The organism is Allotabrizicola aquatica (SeqCode) (genome assembly GCF_965194375.1).
Lineage (GTDB): Bacteria > Pseudomonadota > Alphaproteobacteria > Rhodobacterales > Rhodobacteraceae > Tabrizicola_A > Tabrizicola_A aquatica.
On the sequence record NZ_CBDAEL010000010.1, the window covers coordinates 11,299 to 27,972 of the forward strand.

General features: G+C 62.7%; 16 protein-coding genes. 8 read left to right on the top strand and 8 right to left on the bottom strand.

The window, feature by feature from the left end:
• Positions 1-127 precede the first annotated feature (127 nt).
• Both AC72UB_RS11740 and metG read right to left on the bottom strand, forming a co-directional pair.
• Complete coding sequence (locus AC72UB_RS11740; protein ID WP_505189949.1) at positions 128-1,183, bottom strand: GlxA family transcriptional regulator; 1,056 nt, start codon at positions 1,181-1,183, stop codon at positions 128-130.
• Entirely contained in the window at positions 1,183-2,901 is a 1,719-nt protein-coding gene (gene metG / locus AC72UB_RS11745; protein WP_505189950.1) for a methionine--tRNA ligase, read from the bottom strand. The genes AC72UB_RS11740 and metG overlap by 1 nt, the downstream gene beginning before the upstream one ends.
• 119 nt (positions 2,902-3,020) lie before the next feature.
• Between metG and AC72UB_RS11750 the strand changes: the two genes are divergently transcribed.
• From AC72UB_RS11750 to AC72UB_RS11760, 3 genes are all read left to right on the top strand, one after another.
• The gene (locus AC72UB_RS11750) at positions 3,021-4,061 is read left to right on the top strand and encodes an aldo/keto reductase (RefSeq protein WP_505189951.1); all 1,041 of its coding nucleotides are present in this window, start codon (positions 3,021-3,023) and stop codon (positions 4,059-4,061) included.
• 71 nt (positions 4,062-4,132) lie between these two features.
• Positions 4,133-4,594, top strand: coding sequence for a hypothetical protein (locus AC72UB_RS11755; protein ID WP_505189952.1), 462 nt, complete (start codon positions 4,133-4,135; stop codon positions 4,592-4,594).
• On the top strand, positions 4,582-5,082 hold the full coding sequence (locus tag AC72UB_RS11760; protein ID WP_505189953.1) for a lipocalin family protein: 501 nt from the start codon (positions 4,582-4,584) through the stop codon (positions 5,080-5,082). The genes AC72UB_RS11755 and AC72UB_RS11760 overlap by 13 nt, the downstream gene beginning before the upstream one ends.
• On the opposite strand, the gene AC72UB_RS11765 is transcribed toward AC72UB_RS11760, so the two are convergent.
• On the bottom strand, positions 5,079-5,930 hold the full coding sequence (locus AC72UB_RS11765; protein ID WP_505189954.1) for a helix-turn-helix domain-containing protein: 852 nt from the start codon (positions 5,928-5,930) through the stop codon (positions 5,079-5,081). The two genes, AC72UB_RS11760 and AC72UB_RS11765, sit on opposite strands and share 4 nt — an antisense overlap.
• A 102-nt stretch (positions 5,931-6,032) precedes the next feature.
• Between AC72UB_RS11765 and AC72UB_RS11770 the strand changes: the two genes are divergently transcribed.
• Both AC72UB_RS11770 and AC72UB_RS11775 read left to right on the top strand, forming a co-directional pair.
• Positions 6,033-6,965: a fatty acid desaturase gene (locus tag AC72UB_RS11770; protein ID WP_505189955.1), complete on the top strand. Its 933-nt coding sequence runs from the start codon at positions 6,033-6,035 to the stop codon at positions 6,963-6,965.
• Between the two features lie 194 nt (positions 6,966-7,159).
• Positions 7,160-7,387 (top strand): hypothetical protein, encoded by a 228-nt coding sequence (locus AC72UB_RS11775; RefSeq protein WP_505189956.1) that lies wholly within the window; start codon positions 7,160-7,162, stop codon positions 7,385-7,387.
• A 568-nt stretch (positions 7,388-7,955) separates the two neighbouring features.
• Here the strand turns inward: AC72UB_RS11775 and AC72UB_RS11780 are convergent.
• The 3 genes from AC72UB_RS11780 to AC72UB_RS11790 all read right to left on the bottom strand — a co-directional run bounded on the left by AC72UB_RS11780 (position 7,956) and on the right by AC72UB_RS11790 (position 11,828).
• Positions 7,956-8,696 (bottom strand): hypothetical protein, encoded by a 741-nt coding sequence (locus AC72UB_RS11780; RefSeq protein WP_505189957.1) that lies wholly within the window; start codon positions 8,694-8,696, stop codon positions 7,956-7,958.
• A 174-nt stretch (positions 8,697-8,870) separates the two neighbouring features.
• Positions 8,871-10,670 (bottom strand): translation elongation factor 4, encoded by a 1,800-nt coding sequence (lepA, locus tag AC72UB_RS11785; protein ID WP_505189958.1) that lies wholly within the window; start codon positions 10,668-10,670, stop codon positions 8,871-8,873.
• A gap of 54 nt (positions 10,671-10,724) precedes the next feature.
• Entirely contained in the window at positions 10,725-11,828 is a 1,104-nt protein-coding gene (locus AC72UB_RS11790; RefSeq protein ID WP_505189959.1) for a mandelate racemase/muconate lactonizing enzyme family protein, read from the bottom strand.
• A 118-nt stretch (positions 11,829-11,946) separates the two neighbouring features.
• Between AC72UB_RS11790 and AC72UB_RS11795 the strand changes: the two genes are divergently transcribed.
• Positions 11,947-12,651 carry a sirohydrochlorin chelatase gene (locus tag AC72UB_RS11795; RefSeq protein ID WP_505189960.1) on the top strand — a complete coding sequence of 235 codons (705 nt, stop codon included), beginning with the start codon at positions 11,947-11,949 and terminating at the stop codon, positions 12,649-12,651.
• Between the two features lie 27 nt (positions 12,652-12,678).
• Here AC72UB_RS11795 and AC72UB_RS11800 read toward each other — a convergent pair whose 3' ends face one another.
• On the bottom strand, positions 12,679-14,061 hold the full coding sequence (locus tag AC72UB_RS11800; protein WP_505189961.1) for a glutamine synthetase family protein: 1,383 nt from the start codon (positions 14,059-14,061) through the stop codon (positions 12,679-12,681).
• Between the two features lie 12 nt (positions 14,062-14,073).
• A complete protein-coding gene (locus tag AC72UB_RS11805; protein ID WP_505189962.1) occupies positions 14,074-15,441 on the bottom strand; it encodes an aspartate aminotransferase family protein in 1,368 nt (455 codons plus the stop codon).
• Between the two features lie 108 nt (positions 15,442-15,549).
• On the opposite strand from AC72UB_RS11805, the gene AC72UB_RS11810 reads away from it, so the two are divergent.
• Positions 15,550-16,005 carry a GNAT family N-acetyltransferase gene (locus AC72UB_RS11810; RefSeq protein WP_505189963.1) on the top strand — a complete coding sequence of 152 codons (456 nt, stop codon included), beginning with the start codon at positions 15,550-15,552 and terminating at the stop codon, positions 16,003-16,005.
• Positions 16,005-16,652 (top strand): glutathione S-transferase family protein, encoded by a 648-nt coding sequence (locus tag AC72UB_RS11815; protein ID WP_505189964.1) that lies wholly within the window; start codon positions 16,005-16,007, stop codon positions 16,650-16,652. Before AC72UB_RS11810 ends, AC72UB_RS11815 begins: the two co-directional genes overlap by 1 nt.
• Positions 16,653-16,674 lie beyond the last annotated feature (22 nt).

Below are 16,674 nucleotides of genomic sequence, written 5' to 3' on the forward strand. Positions count from 1 at the left end.
GCGCGGCTCACCCCCGAGGATATTTTGGCCGCATTGAAGGCCATAGTGCCGCTGCCTTCAATGCGGTGACAAATATCCTCCGGGGGTCCGGGGGTGGAAAACCCCCGGCGCCTGGGGTCAGATCGCCTCAGCCGCCGAAATGCGAAAACCGATAGGGGCTGACGCCGTATTTCTTGCGGAAGGATTTCGAGAAATGTGAGGTGGAGGCATAGCCGCAGGCCACGGCCACATCGGTCACCTTCATGTCGGTCTCGGCCAAAAGCGCGCGGCCGCGGGCCAGTCGGAGGTCGTTCATGTAGCGCACCGGGGTGAGGCCCAGATAACGGTTGAAGAGCCGCTCGATCTGACGGCGCGACAGGTTGAGGTGGGCGGCGCAGCCGTCAAGATCCAACTCTTCTTCGATGCGCGCCTCAAGATAGGCGGCGGCTTGCAGAAGCTTGTCGTGGCGCGTGCCCAGCCGGGTCGCAAGGCTCGCGGTCTGGCTGTCGGCCTCGTCCCGGCGCTGGGTCAGGAGGCACATGTTCATGACCTCTTGCCCGAGTTCTGCGCCGAAGCGGTCGGAGATCAGTTTGAGCATCAGGTCCGCCGCCGCCACCCCGCCCGCGCAGGTCATCACCCGGTCGTCGATGGAAAACACTTGGCGCGAGGGTTCCAGATCGGGAAAGTTTTCGGAGAAAGCCGTGGTGTTGTCCCAATGCATGGTAAAGCGGCGGCCCTTGAGGATGCCCGCTTGGGCCAGCGCATAGGCGCCGGTGCACAGGCCCCCCACCATCCGCCCGCGCCGCCAGAGCCCGCGCAGCCAGTCGCCCAAGGCGACCGACGCCTTGCCTTCGGGTTCCACCCCCGAGACCACCAAGATGATGCCTTCAGGTTTTGCCGCATTCCATGGCCCATCCACCATCACCGGCACGCCATTTGAGCAGGCGACCGGCCCGCCGTCATCGGAGAGCACCGACCAGCGAAACAGCACTTGCTGGGTCAACTGGTTCGCCATGCGCAAGGGTTCAATCGCCGAGGAAAACGCCAGCATCGTGAACTTGGGCAACAGCACAAAGGCCACGTCGATGCTCTCGGGCTTGCCCGACAGCGTCACATGGGCCGATCCTTTGGCGACATATCTCTGCTGATCGGTCATCTGCACCTCGTCGGTGGTCACCATAGCAGAGGGTGGCGCGTGGCGCATCAGGTTCTAATCCCGGCAAACCGCGCCTGCCAGTCGGCGCGCTCTTCGTCGGTGATCTTGCGGAACAGGTTTTCGGGCACCGCAAAGGCGTGGCCTGCCGGCAGGGTGCGTACGGCGGCGTGCACGTCCGAAGGCCATGTCCAGTCATCCGACCCCATGGCCGTCATCATGGTTTGGGCCGCATCGGGGATAAAGGGCGAGGACAGGACTGCATAGATCCGGATCAGGTTCAGCGCGAGGCGGATTTGCGCTTGGGCCTGTTCAGGGTCGGTTTTGACCACCGACCACGGGGCGGCGGCCTGCAGGTATTCGTTGCCGATCACCCAAATCGCGCGCAGTTCGGCGGCGGCCTTGCGGACCTCCATCCCCTCCATCGCGCGGGTGTAATCGGCAATCCGCACGCCCAGATCGGCAATCAGCGCGGTTTCCATCTGGCCGAAGGCCCCTGCCTCGGGCACGGTGTCGCCCAGTTTCGACACAGCAAACTTGGTCACGCGGCTGACGAAATTGCCCAAGACATCGGCCAGATCCTTGTTCACCGAGGCTTGGAAGTTTTCCCATGTGAATTCGGCATCCGAGGATTCCGGGGCATGGGACAACAGCCACCAGCGCCAGTAATCCGACGGCAGGATCGACAGCGCCTGATCCATGAACACGCCGCGCCCGCGCGAGGTGGAGAACTGGCCGCCGTCATAATTCAGGTAATTGAACGACTTGAGGTAGTCGACCAGCTTCCACGTCTCGCCCGACCCAAGAATGGTCGCCGGGAAAGACAGGGTGTGGAAGGGCACGTTGTCTTTGCCCATGAACTGGTAATAGGTCACATCCGCAGCACCTTTGTCGGTGCGCCACCAGCGCTGCCATGCCGCATCATCCAGACCGTTCGCATCGGCCCATTCGGCGGTGCAGGCGATGTATTCGATGGGGGCATCGAACCAGACGTAGAACACCTTGCCTTCCATCCCCGGCCAAGGCTGATCGCCGCGCATCACCGGGATGCCCCAATGCAGATCGCGGGTGATGCCGCGGTCTTGCAGCCCGTCGCCATCGTTCAGCCATTTCTTGGCGATCGAGGTGGTCAGGATCGGCCAGTCGGTCTTGCTGTCGATCCAAGCCTCCAGCTTGTCCTTCAGCGCGCGCTGCATGAGGTAAAGGTGCTTGGTTTCCCGCTCTTCCAGATTGGTGGAGCCGGAAATGGTGGAGCGTGGGTTGATAAGGTCGGTCGGATCCAGCTGCTTGGTGCAGTTGTCGCATTGGTCGCCACGCGCGCTTTCAAACCCGCAGTTCGGGCAGGTGCCTTCGATATAGCGGTCGGGCAGGAAGCGGCCGTCGTCTATGGAATAGATCATCTTTTCGGAGACTTCGCGGATCAGACCGTTTTCGGCCAGCTTGCCGGCAAAATGCTGGGTCAGCTTGTGATTGCGCTGCGAGGAGGATCGGCCGAAATGGTCGAAGGACAGGCGGAAGCCCTTGGCAATCTCGGCCTGAACGCCGTGCATTTCGGCGCAGTATTCGGCCACCGGCTTGCCCGCCTTGGCCGCCGCCAGTTCGGCCGGGGTGCCGTGCTCATCGGTCGCACAGATGAACATCACCTCATTGCCGATGGCCCGGTTGAACCGCGCGAACAGGTCGGCAGGCAACTGGCTGCCCACAAGGTTGCCCAGATGCTTGATGCCGTTGATATAAGGAATAGCCGAGGTGATAAGAATCCGTGCCATGGCGCCCTCTTGTCTTGTCGCGCCCGCTTTAGCGCAAGGCGCGGTCGGGGGGAAGCGCATCCCTTTGCTCTTGTCGCCGCGCGCCCTTCGGCTAGGGTCGGCGAAAAGGAGCCTTGCCCATGAAACACATTCCCCTTGGCCGGACTCGCATCAGCGTCTCGGAAATCTGCCTTGGCACCATGACATGGGGCAGCCAGAACACCGAGGCCGAAGGCCATGCCCAGATGGACCACGCGCTTGAGCGGGGGGTGAATTTCTGGGATGCGGCGGAAATGTATCCGGTGAACCCGGTCAAGGCTGAAACGGTGGGCCGGACCGAAGAGATCATTGGCACATGGTTTGCCAAAGGCAGGCGCGACCGCGTGGTGCTGGCCACCAAGGTCACGGGTGCGGGCCATCCTGAGGTGCGGGGCGGGGCGCCCCTGACCCCGGCTGTGATGCGTGCGGCGTGCGAGGCATCGCTCGGCCGGTTGCAGACCGATTACATCGACGTTTATCAGCTGCATTGGCCGAACCGCGATGTCTATCACTTCCGCGATATCTGGACCTTTGATCCGCGGGGGGCCACGGCGGCCGAGACCGAGGCGCATATGGTTGAGATCTTGGAAGAGACCGCAAAGCTCGTGGCCGAGGGCAAGATCCGCCATCTGGCTTTGTCGAATGAAACGGTCTGGGGCACGGCGAAATGGCTGCATCTGGCGGAAAAGCACGGATTGCCGCGCATGATGACGGCGCAGAACGAATACTCGCTTTTGTGCCGCCAGTTTGACAGCGATTGGGCCGAGCTTGCCCATATGGAAAACCTGCCGCTGTTGGCGTTTTCCCCTCTGGCGACCGGGCTTTTGACGGGCAAATATGCAGGCGACGTCACCCCGACCGGCAGCCGCCGCAGTCTGAACCCCGGCCTTGGTGGGCGCATCACGCCGCAGGTGTTTCCCGCTGTGGCCGCCTATCTGGGCATCGCCGCCGCGCATGGGCTGGACCCGGCGCAGATGGCGATTGCCTTTTGCCGCAGCCGGCCCTTCCCCTGCATCCCGATCATCGGCGCGACCAATCTTGCACAATTGGACGTCGCGATTGGCGCAGCAGATGTCACGCTCTCGCCCAAGGTGCTGGCCGAGATTGACGCCGCCCACCGCGCCCATCCCATGCCGTTCTAAGGGGGTTGCGGAAGCGGGCGGCTTCTGGGCATCTCTGGCTTAGGGGCATGAGTGGCGCGTGGGATGCTGTGATGCGGTGGATGGCTCTTCTGGCGGTTGTGATGCTTTCGGCCTGTGTGCCGGGGCAGGGGGCGTCTGACCTGAGTTCAGCCGCGCCCGAGGCCAGCCCGCTTGCAGCCGAGCTGATCGAGACCACCTCGCTGGACGCGCCTGCGGCACAACCCGCCCCCGCGTCCGATGAGGCGGCTCCGGCGGTGCCGGAGGCGACCGAAGAGGTCGCACCCGCCCCCCCCGCCTCGCCGGAAGAGGCGCGCTGCCTGAAAACCGGCGGCACATGGGCGAAGGCGGGCAAAAGCGGGGCCAAGGCCTGTGTTACGCTCACCCGCGACGGGGGCAAGGCCTGCACCCGCCAAAGCCAATGTGAGGGCTATTGTCTGGCCCGGTCCGGCACCTGTGCGCCGATCACCCCGATGTTTGGCTGCAATGATATCCTGCAAGATGATGGTCGCGAGGTGACGCTATGTCTGGACTGACCCCGAAACTTGCCGCCCTCGCGCTCGCCTTGGGCCTCAGCGCCTGCGTCGCGGCCCCTGCCGCTGCACCCGAAGGGGCCTTTCGCCCGGCGGGCGGGCAGATCTATTCCTCGGCTGTTCTGGACAGTGCCAAGCTGCCCGGCCGCTGGCAGCAGGTTGGCACCTTTGGGGCCGAAGGCTGCCGCGCTGGCGGGGTGGATATCAAGCCGAACGGTCGCGTTGCGTTTCGGCTGTGCCTGAATGGCCGGGACGTCAAGGGTTCGGGCCGCTTGCAGCCTACGGGGCCGGGCCGCTTTGCCGTGGCGGGGCAGGAGTGGTGGGTGCTTTGGGCCGATGGCGACTATCGCACGCTGGTGATCGGCACGCCCTCGGGCGGGTTTGGCTTCGTCTTGAACCGGGGCGTGGCCATATCCGGTGACCGCATGACGGCGGCGCGCGAGATTTTGGACTGGAACGGCTACGACATGACCCAGTTCCGCCCGCTTTAACCCGCCATCGCCGCCCGAAGCGCGCGCAAATGCGCGCCCGCCTCCCGCGCGCCCAAGGGGGCCTCGCGCACCAGCCAGTCGAAATGCGCCGAAATCGCAGCGACGCGTGCCGGGTCGCGAAAGCTGAGATAGGTGCGGCCCAGATAAATCACCGCCAGATGCGGGCCAAAGACGGTGACCGGGGCGGAATAGACCTGGTGGGCGTCGTAGAAGTAGAGCCTGAGGCCGGGATAAAGCTCATCCGTCAGGCGGATCAGTCGGTCCAACTGCTCGGCGCGCGCCGGGTCGGGCAGGCCCGCCCAATAGCCAGTGCCTTGGGCGAATGAGGTGATCTCATGCAAGGGCAGCGCGATTTCATAATCGGACCGCGCGCCGCGCAGATGACCAAGCTGGGTCTCGAAGGCCGAAATAGCCGCCGCCGCCGTGCCGCCCAAGGTGTCGCGGTATTCCCATTCCACCACAGCGCGGGTTTTCAGGATATCGGGCAGGGTCGCGGGCACATGGCGGATCTTGTAACCCGCGGCCTCGCGGTGCCAGCCGAAGATCGTCTCATCAAACAGCGCGCGCGGCGCGTCGGTCAGGCTCATCGCTTGGTCCAAGGCGCGGTCCAGTGGCAAGGGCCTGTCCGTCAGCCCCAAAAGCCAATCGGACGACACCCCCAGCGCCGTCGCCGCCTCGGCCACGCCTTGGGCGTTGGGCAGGCGCGTGCCGGGGGCCAAAAGCGCGGAAAAGGTGGACCTATCCACCCCCACTGCCCGCGCCAGCGCGCTTTGGCTTTGGCCGCTGGCCGCCATGGCCAGCGCCAGCCTGCTGCGGAACAGCGCCGCACGGTTGCGTTTATCTGTCATCTGGTGACTTTCCAAAACATTTGCGACTTTGTGCTGCGTAACCTCCAAGTTCCGGGGCCGCAATGCAAGTGCTAGCTTCACCACGACGACAGGAGACCGCCGATGACCACCCGCGCGATGCCGCATGAGATTGAATGGCCCACGCTTGCTATGCTGGGGCTGGCCCATGGGGCTTTTGCGGCGGGGACGCTCTTGTGGCCGGTTTCGGGGGTCTTGTCGGTGATCGTCACGGCGCTGGCCATCGCGCAGTTCTCATCCTTGCAACACGAGGTTCTGCACGGCCATCCGTTCCGCAACCAGACCCTGAACGAGGCGCTGGTCTTTATCGGCTTCACGCTTTTCGTGCCCTACATCCGGTTCAAAGATTCTCATCTGCAGCACCATTATGACCCGAACCTGACCGACCCCTATGACGACCCCGAGGCGAATTACATGGACCCGGCCGTCTGGGCGCGCACGCCGGGCTGGGTTCAGGCGCTGCTCAGGGCCAATAACACGCTGATCGGGCGGATTTTGCTGGGTCCTGCGATCAGCATCTGGTTTTTCTCTGGCCCCGATATCGCGGCGATCCGGGCGGGGGATGCGCGGATTAGGCTGGCTTGGGGGCTGCATGCCATCGGGGTGGCGATGGTGGTGGCTTGGCTTTGGGCCTTTACCGAGATGCCGGTTTGGGCTTGGGTTCTGGCGGCCTATTTCGGCTATGGGCTTCTGAAAATCCGCACCTATCTTGAGCATCGCGCGCATGAGGCGTTTCGGGCGCGGTCGGTGATTGTCGAGGATCGCGGACCCTTGGCGCTGTTGTTCCTGAACAACAACCTGCATGCGGTGCACCACATGCACCCCAAGGCGCCGTGGTATCGCCTGCCGGGGATTTACGCGGCGCGCGGCGATCATTACCGGCGGCGCAATGAGGCTTATGTGTTTGAAAACTATGCCCAGATCTTCCGGCACTATCTGTTCAAGGCGAAAGACCCTGTGGCGCATCCGATCTGGCCGGTGCGCAAGTCGGACCGGAACGACGCCGATCCGGCGTGATGTGAGGCCGGGGTGCCCCGGCCTACGTGGCGCAGGCGATCTGAGAAATGGCGCAGCGAAGTTTCGCCGGTTTGGGGCGGCGTGGGGGCGGGAATGCCGCCCATGTTGCGCCCGGACCAATGTGCATCAGTGCAAAGCCCCCCGGATCAGCGCAGGATTTCCCCTGCAATCCTGCAGTGATCCGGAGATGTGCCATGGTTTTGAACGCCCCTGAAATGCTGAAAACACTCGCCCTTTGTACGGCGGCGGCCTTTGGCCTGTCGGCCTGCCTTGCCAATGACGCCGAACGCGGCCTTGCCGGAGCGGCGGGCGGTGCGGTGATTGGCGGCGCGACGGGCGGCAGCCCGCTCACAGGCGCTATCGTCGGCGGTGCCGCGGGCTATTTCTGCCGCGATCTGCGGGTGCCGGGGTGTGTTGAGTAACGAAAACCCCATCAAACAGAGGTGGATTTAGCGGCGCTTGCGCCGCCAAAGGCCGGAATCAAGGCGCGAATGCGCCGCCGGCCCGCGCCCCGTTGCCCGGCAGGCGATTGCCCTTTGCAATCGCCGAGATGGGACCTCCCCCCGGGAGGGCGCGTTGCGACGGTTGCCAGCAGAAATTCGGTGGGGTGAGAACCGCCCCGCCCCTTGGCGGGGGAAAACGGTCCAGTGGACCGTTTTCAGGTGCGAACGCCCGCGAACGCTTTCGCGGGCCGGGTAGGACAGACCGTCCGCCACAATCACCCCTTGGCCGGAATCAAGGCGCGAATGCGCCGCCGGCCCGCGCCCGACCTCCCCCCGGGAGGGCGCGTCTGCGACCGTAGCCAGCAGAAATTTGGTGGGAGGGGTTGAGGGATAAAGTGCCTAGAACATTGGTTGGCGCGCCGTCCCGAGGTCGGGCGCGGGCCTGTGTGGGGGGAGGTGCGCAATGAATGCGCATCATGCACTTGCCCACAGTACGGGCGCATAAAGCGGAAACGGATGATATGAATTTCAGTACGCTAGGCTTGCGCTAAACTCGAAGCACGCTCTTGGACGTGTCGTTCCACCAAATAATTCTATCAACTTCAAATCTATCGCTGATTAGAGAAAATTTATTTCCAACGGCGTTGTGGTACTCCGATCCAGACGACATGGATTTTAGAGCTGCGTAGAGCGCCAAGTCAGCAACTTGGCACCCAATTTCATCCTTCAATGCAAAGAAGTGACCAATCATCTTGTCCACCGGAAGCGAAGCGCTCTCCTTTCCAAGATTGAATAAGTCAGGTATTTTGGATGTACTAGTCATATTGAAATGCCGAAGACTTTGAACATCTAATTCAGAAACAACAACTGCTGGTGATCTTTCCTTCTTCCACAAGGCAGCCCACAATCCAAAAAAGGATGTAGACTTTGCGCTATGCTCCTTGGCCAGTGCTTGGCCTTTGATAAGGTCAGAATCATGAAAATAGCCAATCCTAGAGAAGGTTACATTATGATTCGCAACAACTGAAAAAATTACATGCAAAGCTTCAATTTTTATGAAGTCAGAATAGTCGTTCAAAAAATCTGTTCCATGCAGAACTGGAAAATTCTTGACAAATCTGGTCTGCTCTTGACCCTGAGTAACAAGCTGCAGGACCGCGCTTAATTCAATTACCAACCTTTCCCTTAGGATGGGATATTCTGTCGCTGGGATGCGAAAGCCCATCAATTCTGTAAATGCGTGTCCGTTCACTTTTGCCGTTTGCTCATCAACAAAAATAATGTCCAACTCAGCACCTATGCTTGATGTAACGAATGAGCACAAAACCATTGCATCAACGCATCATTATATAACGCTACCCATCTATCTTCAGCGCCAAACCGCCATCCACATCCTGCCACCGAGTGGGCACGCGATTGGCAGGCCAATCGCTGCCGCCCACCGCCCCTCAAAATAGGACAATCAATTGTCCATTTTGAGGGCAGCAATAAACGCCTCCTGCGGAATCTCCACCTTGCCGAACTGGCGCATCCGCTTCTTGCCGGCCTTCTGCTTCTCCAACAGCTTTTTCTTCCGCGTGGCGTCGCCGCCATAGCATTTGGCCGTCACGTCCTTGCGCATGGCCGACAGCGTCTCACGCGCGATCACGCGGGCGCCAATTGCCGCTTGGATCGGGATTTTGAACATGTGCCGGGGGATCAGGTCTTTCAGCTTTTCCACCATGGCGCGGCCGCGGGCCTCGGCCCGGTCGCGGTGGACCATCATCGATAGGGCGTCGACCGGCTCTTCGTTCACAAGGATCGACATCTTGACCAGATGATCCTCGCGGTATTCCGACAGGGTATAGTCAAAGCTGGCATAGCCCTGCGTCACCGATTTCAGGCGGTCGTAGAAGTCGAAGACCACTTCGGCCAAGGGCAGGTCATAGACCACCATGGCGCGGTTGCCGGCATAGCTGAGGTCAAGCTGGATGCCGCGGCGGTCTTGGCACAGCTTCAGGATATCGCCGAGGTAGTTGTCGGGCACCATGATGGTGGCCTTGATGCGCGGCTCTTCGATGTGGTCGACCAAGGTGAGGTCGGGCATGTCGGCGGGGTTGTGCAGATCGCGCACTTCGCCGTCTTTCATATAAAGCTTGAACACCACGGATGGCGCAGTGGTGATGAGGTCAATGTCATATTCGCGCTCAAGCCGGTCGCGGATGACCTCAAGGTGCAACAGGCCCAAGAAGCCGCAGCGGAAGCCGAAGCCAAGCGCGGCAGAGGTTTCCATTTCGGTCGAGAAGGAGGCGTCGTTGAGCGAAAGCTTTTCAATCGCCTCGCGCAGGTTTTCAAACTCGTTGGCGTCGACCGGGAACAGGCCGCAGAACACCACGGGTTGCGCGGGCTTGAAGCCCGGCAAGGCCTCGGCGCAGCCTTTGCGTTCGTGGGTGATGGTGTCGCCAACGCGGGTGTCGCGGACCTGTTTGATCGAGGCGGTGAAGATGCCGATCTCGCCCGGCCCCAGTTCGGGGATATCGACCATCTGGGGTTTGAGAACCGCCAGCTTGTCGATGCCGTAGACGGCGTTGGTTTGCATCATGCGGACGCGGTCGCCCTTTTTCATGACGCCGTCCATGATGCGGACCATGACGACGACGCCGAGGTAGGGGTCGTACCATGAATCGACGAGCATCGCTTTCAGCGGCGCGTCGCGGTCGCCTTTGGGGGCGGGCAGGCGGGTGACGATGGCTTCCAGCACATCGGGGATGCCGATGCCGGACTTTGCCGAGACCATAAGGGCGTCAGAGGCATCAAGGCCGATGACGTCTTCGATGTTCTGGCGCACGCGTTCGGGCTCGGCGGCGGGCAGGTCGATCTTGTTCAGGACGGGCACAATCTCGTGGCCCGCGTCCAGCGCTTGATAGACGTTGGCCAGCGTTTGCGCCTCGACCCCTTGGGAGGCGTCGACGACCAGAAGCGAGCCTTCGACGGCGCGCATGGAGCGCGAGACCTCATAGGCAAAGTCAACGTGGCCGGGGGTGTCGATCAGGTTCAGGATATAGGTTTTGCCATCCTTGGCGGGATACTCGATCCGCACCGTGTTGGCCTTGATCGTGATGCCGCGTTCACGCTCGATATCCATGCTGTCCAGCATCTGCGCCTTCATATCGCGCGCAGCCACTGTGCCGGTCATCTGGATGAGCCGGTCAGCGAGGGTGGATTTGCCGTGGTCGATGTGGGCCACGATGGAGAAGTTGCGGATGAGGTCAAGCTGGGTCATGCGCGCGGATATATAGGAGTGCAGAGGCCCGGGAAAGGGGCCATCTGGCGCAGGTCAGTCGAGGGTGGAGACCTGATACTGGGCGCGGTCGAGCCAAGCGGGATTGATCTCCACCCCCCAGCCCGGCGCGTCGGTCACGGTCGCGTGGCCATCTTCGATCTTATAGGGGTCGTTGACGAAGAGATCTTGCTGCCACGGGTAGTAATCCGCGCCTTCGATGGAGAACTCGAGATACTTACCGGCGTTCGGGATCGCGCGCAGAAGGTGCATTGTGCACAGGGTGACGAGCGAAAGGTTTGCGGCGTGGGGCGTCACGGGCAGGCCATGGGCGGCGGCCATGCGGCAGACATGCATCGTGCGGTGCATGCCGCCCATATACATGATGTCGGGTTGGGCGATGTCGACCGCCTTGCGGTCGAACATCAATTGCCAGCTGGAATATTCGCAATCCTGCTCACCCCCGGCCACGTCGAGCGTGAGGGCCGCGCGAACCTCGGCTGTCTGCTCAGGCTCCCAATAGGGGCAGGGTTCTTCGAAATGGCCAATGCCATTGTCTTGTAAGATCTTGCCCACTTCGATCGCGCGGGCGGGGGAGTAGCAGGAATTGCCATCGACAAGCTTGTCGATGCCGTCGCCAAGGGCTTTGGCCACCACGGGCACCACCGCCTCGGTGCGGCCGGGCCATTCGTCGATGTCGCGGCCACATTCGGCCCCCACCCGCCATTTGAAGGCGGTAAAGCCGTAGGTGTCGCGCAGGTGGACAAAGCGGGCGGCCTCATCCTCGGGCGTGATGTCGCGTTTCATCGAGCTGGCATAGGCGCGGACCTTGCCCGGGCTGCCGCCCAGAAGGGTGGCCACCGACTTGCCTTCATGTTTGCCGCGCAGGTCCCAGAGCGCGGTGTCGAGCCCGGTCTGCGCGCGGCGCAGGTAGCTGCCGGGGTATTTGTGTTCTTTCTCATAGTTGCGCTGGATCGTATCGGCGAAGTCGAGCGCATCGGTGCCAAGCGCATAGGGCGCCACCTGACGGTGGAAGATCTGCGCGGTGATGTCGGCGTGATAGGTGGACAGCTGGCCCCAGCCTTGCGCGCCCGTTTCGGACGTGGCGCGCACGAAGCTCACGAAGGGAGTGGTGAAGGTTTCCAGCTTGACGAGTTTCATCGGGTTCTCCCTTGTTTGCGGCAGGTTAAGGTGGTCTGGTGACAGCGGCGTGTCAGTTCCCGACGCGGATGTCTGGGGGGCGACCTGAGGAGCCTCCGGCGGGAGTATTTGGACCAAGATGAAAACGGCAGGTCAGCTTTTGATTGTGGCACATGGTCAGCCCTCGGACCCCGGTCCGGCGGAGGCGGCTTTGGCGCGGCTGGCCGAGGCGGTGGCGGCGGTGTTGCCCGGCTGGGCGGTGGGGTCGGCAACCTTGGCCAGCCCGGGCGCGCTGGCGGCGGCGGTGGCGGGGCTGGGGCCGGGGCTTTTGGTGTTTCCGATGTTCATGGCCGGGGGCTGGTTCACGCGGGTGCATTTGCCGAGCCAATTGGCGGCGGCGGGCGCACAGGGTTGGCAAATGCTGGAGCCCTTTGGCTGTTTGGAGGCCGTGCAGGGTTTGGCGGTGGATCTGGTGGCCGAAAGCGGGGCGTCTGAGGCGATTATCGCCGCGCATGGCAGCTTCAAAAGCCCGGTGCCGGCCGCGATTGCGGGGCGCGTGGCGGGGATGGTCGTGGCGCAAGGGCGGCGCGCGGTCTGTGGCTTTATCGATCAGGAGCCGAGGCTTGCCGACCTGCAAGGGTTTGGGGCCGATGCGGTCTGTTTGCCGTTCTTTGCCGCCGAGGGCGGGCATGTGGTGCAGGACATTCCGGCGGCCTTGAATGAGGCTGGGTTTCAGGGGCGGCTTTTGCCCGCGCTGGGCTTGGATGCCCGGGTGCCGGGGATCATCGCAGAGGCTGTGCGCGAAGGGCGCGCGGTTTGCGCGGGGGCCTGTCGCTGGGGGTAAGGCGGGGTTGAACCCCGCCCTACGGCTTCAGACCGTGTGCAGATACAGGTCGAAATCCACCTCGGAGACGGTGCGCATCACGCGGGCGTATTCGGCGGCTTTGACGGCGGTGAAGGTGCGGTGCATGTCCTCGCCCAGCGCGTCTTTGAGGAAAGCCGAGCCTTGGGCCAGTCTGATGGCCGAGCGCCAGTCTTCGGGGATGACCACGGTGGTTTCCGCCTCATAGCCGTTGCCGGTGACCTCTGGTCCTGGATCGATGCGGTGCTTTAGGCCGTGGCGAATGCCGGCCAAAACGGTGGCGGCCACAAGGTAGGGGTTGGCGTCCACGCCAGCCGGGCGGTGTTCGATGCGGCGCGCGCGGATGTCGCCGGCGGGGATGCGCAGCGCGACCGAGCGGTTGTTGACGCCCCATGTGGGGGAGACCGGCGCGTAGGATTGGCTGGCAAAGCGGCGCCAAGAATTGGCGTGCGGGGCAAAGACCAGCATCGCCTCGCCCATGGTTTGCTGAAGCCCCCCGATGGCGTGCAGGATCGTGTCGTTGTACTGGCCTTCGACCGCCTCGACAAAGACGTTCTGGCCTTTGGCGTCTTGCAGGGAGACATGCAAGTGCATGCCAGAGCCTGCGTAATCCTCATTCGGTTTCGCCATGAAACAGGCGGTGACGCCATGCAGCCGCGCGTGCATCCGCACGAGGCGCTTCAGGCGCATCAGATCATCCGCCGCCTGCAGAACGTTGTCGCGGTAGTGCAGCGTGAGTTCGTATTGGCCGGGCGCGAATTCCGAGATCAGGGTTTCGGCTTTGATGCCTGCCGCCTTGGCGCCTGCGTAGATGTCGTTGAAGAGGGGCAGCATGCCGTGAAGCTGGTCAACCGAGTAGACATCGGTTTTCGAGTTGCGGCGGCGGTCGAGCACATCCCGCGCCGGGACCATCTTGCCGTTTGCGTCGCGGTCGTTTTCCAGAAGGAAGAACTCCAACTCAAAGGCCGCGGCGGGGTAAAGCCCCTCGGCGGCCATGGCGTCGACCTGTCGTTGCAGGGCGTGGCGAGGGTCCGAGGTCATCTGGGAGCCGTCGAGATTGTAGAGCGACATGAACACCTCGCCGCGCGGCGGGGTGGTGCCCACAAGCGGCACGAGCGTGCCGGGGATGGGCCATGCGCGGCGGTCGCCGTCGCCCTGGTCCCAGATCAGTCCGGTTTCATGGACATCCTCGCCGCAGATATCCAAGCCGAGGATCGAGATCGGCATGTGGCGGCCAGACTTGTAGATCGACAAGAGCTCATGGCGGCGGATGATCTTGCCACGCCCGATGCCGTTGGAATCGTGCAGGACGATATCGAAGGCCTCAATCTCGGGATGGGCGGCGAGGAAGGCTTCGGCTTCGGCGGGGGTGGACCCAGATGGGCTGGTCATGGTCTTGATCTTTCAGGAAAACAGTTCGGTCAGCACGTCATTGAAGGCGGTGATCAGGCGGTCGACCTGACGTTTCTTCGTGGCGGGGCTGACAAGCATCATGTTGTGGAAGGGTGCGATCAGGCTGCCACGGTTGAGAAGGGCGGTGTGCAGCGCGGCTTCGGCCTGCGGCTGGTGGGCATGGCCGGCTTCGGTGCCGTTTCGCAACGGGCCGGGGGCACAGATAAACTCGACCCGCGCGCCGACGCGCACGACGTGCCACGGGGCCTTGTGCCGCGCGATCACCTCGGCCAAACCGTGCGAGAGCCGTTCGGCAAGCTTTTCCATATGCGCGTAGTTTTTGGCCGTCATCACCTCGCCCAAGGTGGCCTTCAGGCAGGCGAATTGCAAAGGATTGGCGGAAAGCGTGGTGCCCATGCCGGAATGGCCGGGCGCGCGTTTTGCATTGGCCTCCTCGTACCGCTTTGCGGTCTCGTCGCTCAGCCCCCAAACGGCGGTGGGCAGGCCACCGGCCACGCATTTGCCGACGACGAAGATATCGGGTGAGAGGGAGTGCACGGCCGTATAGCCGCCAAGGCCCGAAGAAATGGTGTGCGTCTCGTCGATGATAAGGAGCGCGCCGTAGCGGCGCGAGAGCAGGCGCAAGCCATCGTGAAAGCCCGCGTCGGGCAGGACCATGCAAGAGTTGGTCATCACCGGTTCGGTCAGGATCGCGGCGATCTCACCGGTTTTCAGCGCGGCTTCCACGGCGGTAAGGTCGTTGAATTCAACCGCTGTCGCCCCAAGGGTCAGGTCTGCCACTTGGCCCATAAGCCCTTGGCGGTTTTGGGTTTTGCCGCCTGAGAGCTCCACCATCACGTCGTCTACGGTGCCGTGATAGCAGCCGTTGAACACCAGGATCTTGGGCCGCCCGCTGATGGCGCGCGCGACGCGGATGGCAAAGCGGTTGGCATCGGTCGCGGTGGTGGCGATCTGCCAGCGGAAGGGGCCGAACACCTCTTGCAACAGCCGCCCCGCCGCGAGGCCGTCTTCGGTGGGCAGCATATAGGTCAGGCCCCGGGGGGCTTGGGCGCGGATCGCCTTGGCGACGGGTGCAGGCGAATGGCCGAACATCGACCCGGTATCGCCCAAACAGAAATCGTCGATCTCATAGCCGTCGATGTCGGTCAGACGCGCGCCTTTGGCGCGGGCCACAATCGGCAGGTGCGGCATGGGCCAGTCGGTCATCCAATGCAGCGGCACGCCGCCCAAGTACGCATCAGCCCCCTTCGCCAGCGCCGCCTTGGCCTTGGGGCGGGCGGCGGCATAGCGTTTGGCCTCGCGCTGGGCGAGTTTTTCCAGCCGATCCTTGGCGATGCCGGCGATCAGGTCTTGGGCCATGGGGCGACTCCCTGAGGGTGGTTGGCGCTGTTATGCAGAAAAATTTGATCAAAATAAAGGGGCGTTGCGGGGATGGACCCGCGTGGGGTGGGGCGCTAGCCTTGGGCGATGGATGACCTACTGTTCCGCCCTTACCGTTCCAGCGATTTCGCCGCCTGTCTTCGCCTGTTTGACAGCAATACGCCGGAATCCTTTGCCCCGGAGGAACGGGCCGAGTTTATCGCCTTTCTGAACGACATCGGGCCTTGGCCCTATCTGGTGGGCGAGGCGAGGGGCCAAGTGGTGGCATGTGGCGGCTTTGAGGTGGCGGGTGAGACGGCGAGGCTGACCTATGGTATGGTTGACCGAGCCCGGCAGAGGCAGGGCATCGGTCAGGCGTTGTCAGATGCGCGGCTGGGGGCAATCCGCCTTGTGGTGGGGGTGGACCGGGTAGCAATGGAAACCAGCCAACTGAGCGCCGGGTTCTATGTCCGGCTGGGATTCAGCGTTACAGAGGTCACGAAAAACGGCATTGGCCCTGGGTTGGATCGCTGGGTGATGGTGATGGAACTGGGCGCGACATGATGACCACAGACAAAGTGCTTTGCCTTCATGGGTATCGCTACAGCGTTTATACCCGCATTGTCAGGGTGGTTCTGGCAGAAAAGTCGTTGGCCTATGATCTGTCCGAAGTAAACCCGTTTGAGGAGGAAAGTTCTGCTGCGGCAAACCCACATCCTTTTGGCATGGTGCCGGTATTGAGCAATGGGGGCTTTCAGATCTACGAAACGAACGCGATCACCCGGTATCTTGACGCAGCCTTTCCAGACCCGGCGCTGACGCCCCGCCTGCCAAGCGCCATTGCACGTATGGCGCAGGTAATCGCGATGATCGATGCCTACGGCTACCGGCACATGGTGCGGCAGGTCTTTGAACACAGGGTCTTTCGTCCGGCAAACGGGGAAGCCTTGGACGAGGCCGAAGTTGCGGCGGGGCTGCGGGCGTCCGGCAAGGTGCTTGCGGCGCTCGAGTCGGTTGCGGCTGAAGGGTTGGTGCTGGCCAAAGGCCAAATGACGCTGGCCGAGTGCCACCTCGCCCCCATGCTGGACTATTTCACCGTTGCGCCAGAAGGGGCGGCGCTTTTGGCGCGTTGTTCCGCCTTGTCGCGTTGGTGGGCGGACGTGGCAGAGCGTCCCAGCCTGATCCGTACAAACCCGGGATTGCCGGGATAGGGAATATTTTCGACCGAAAATC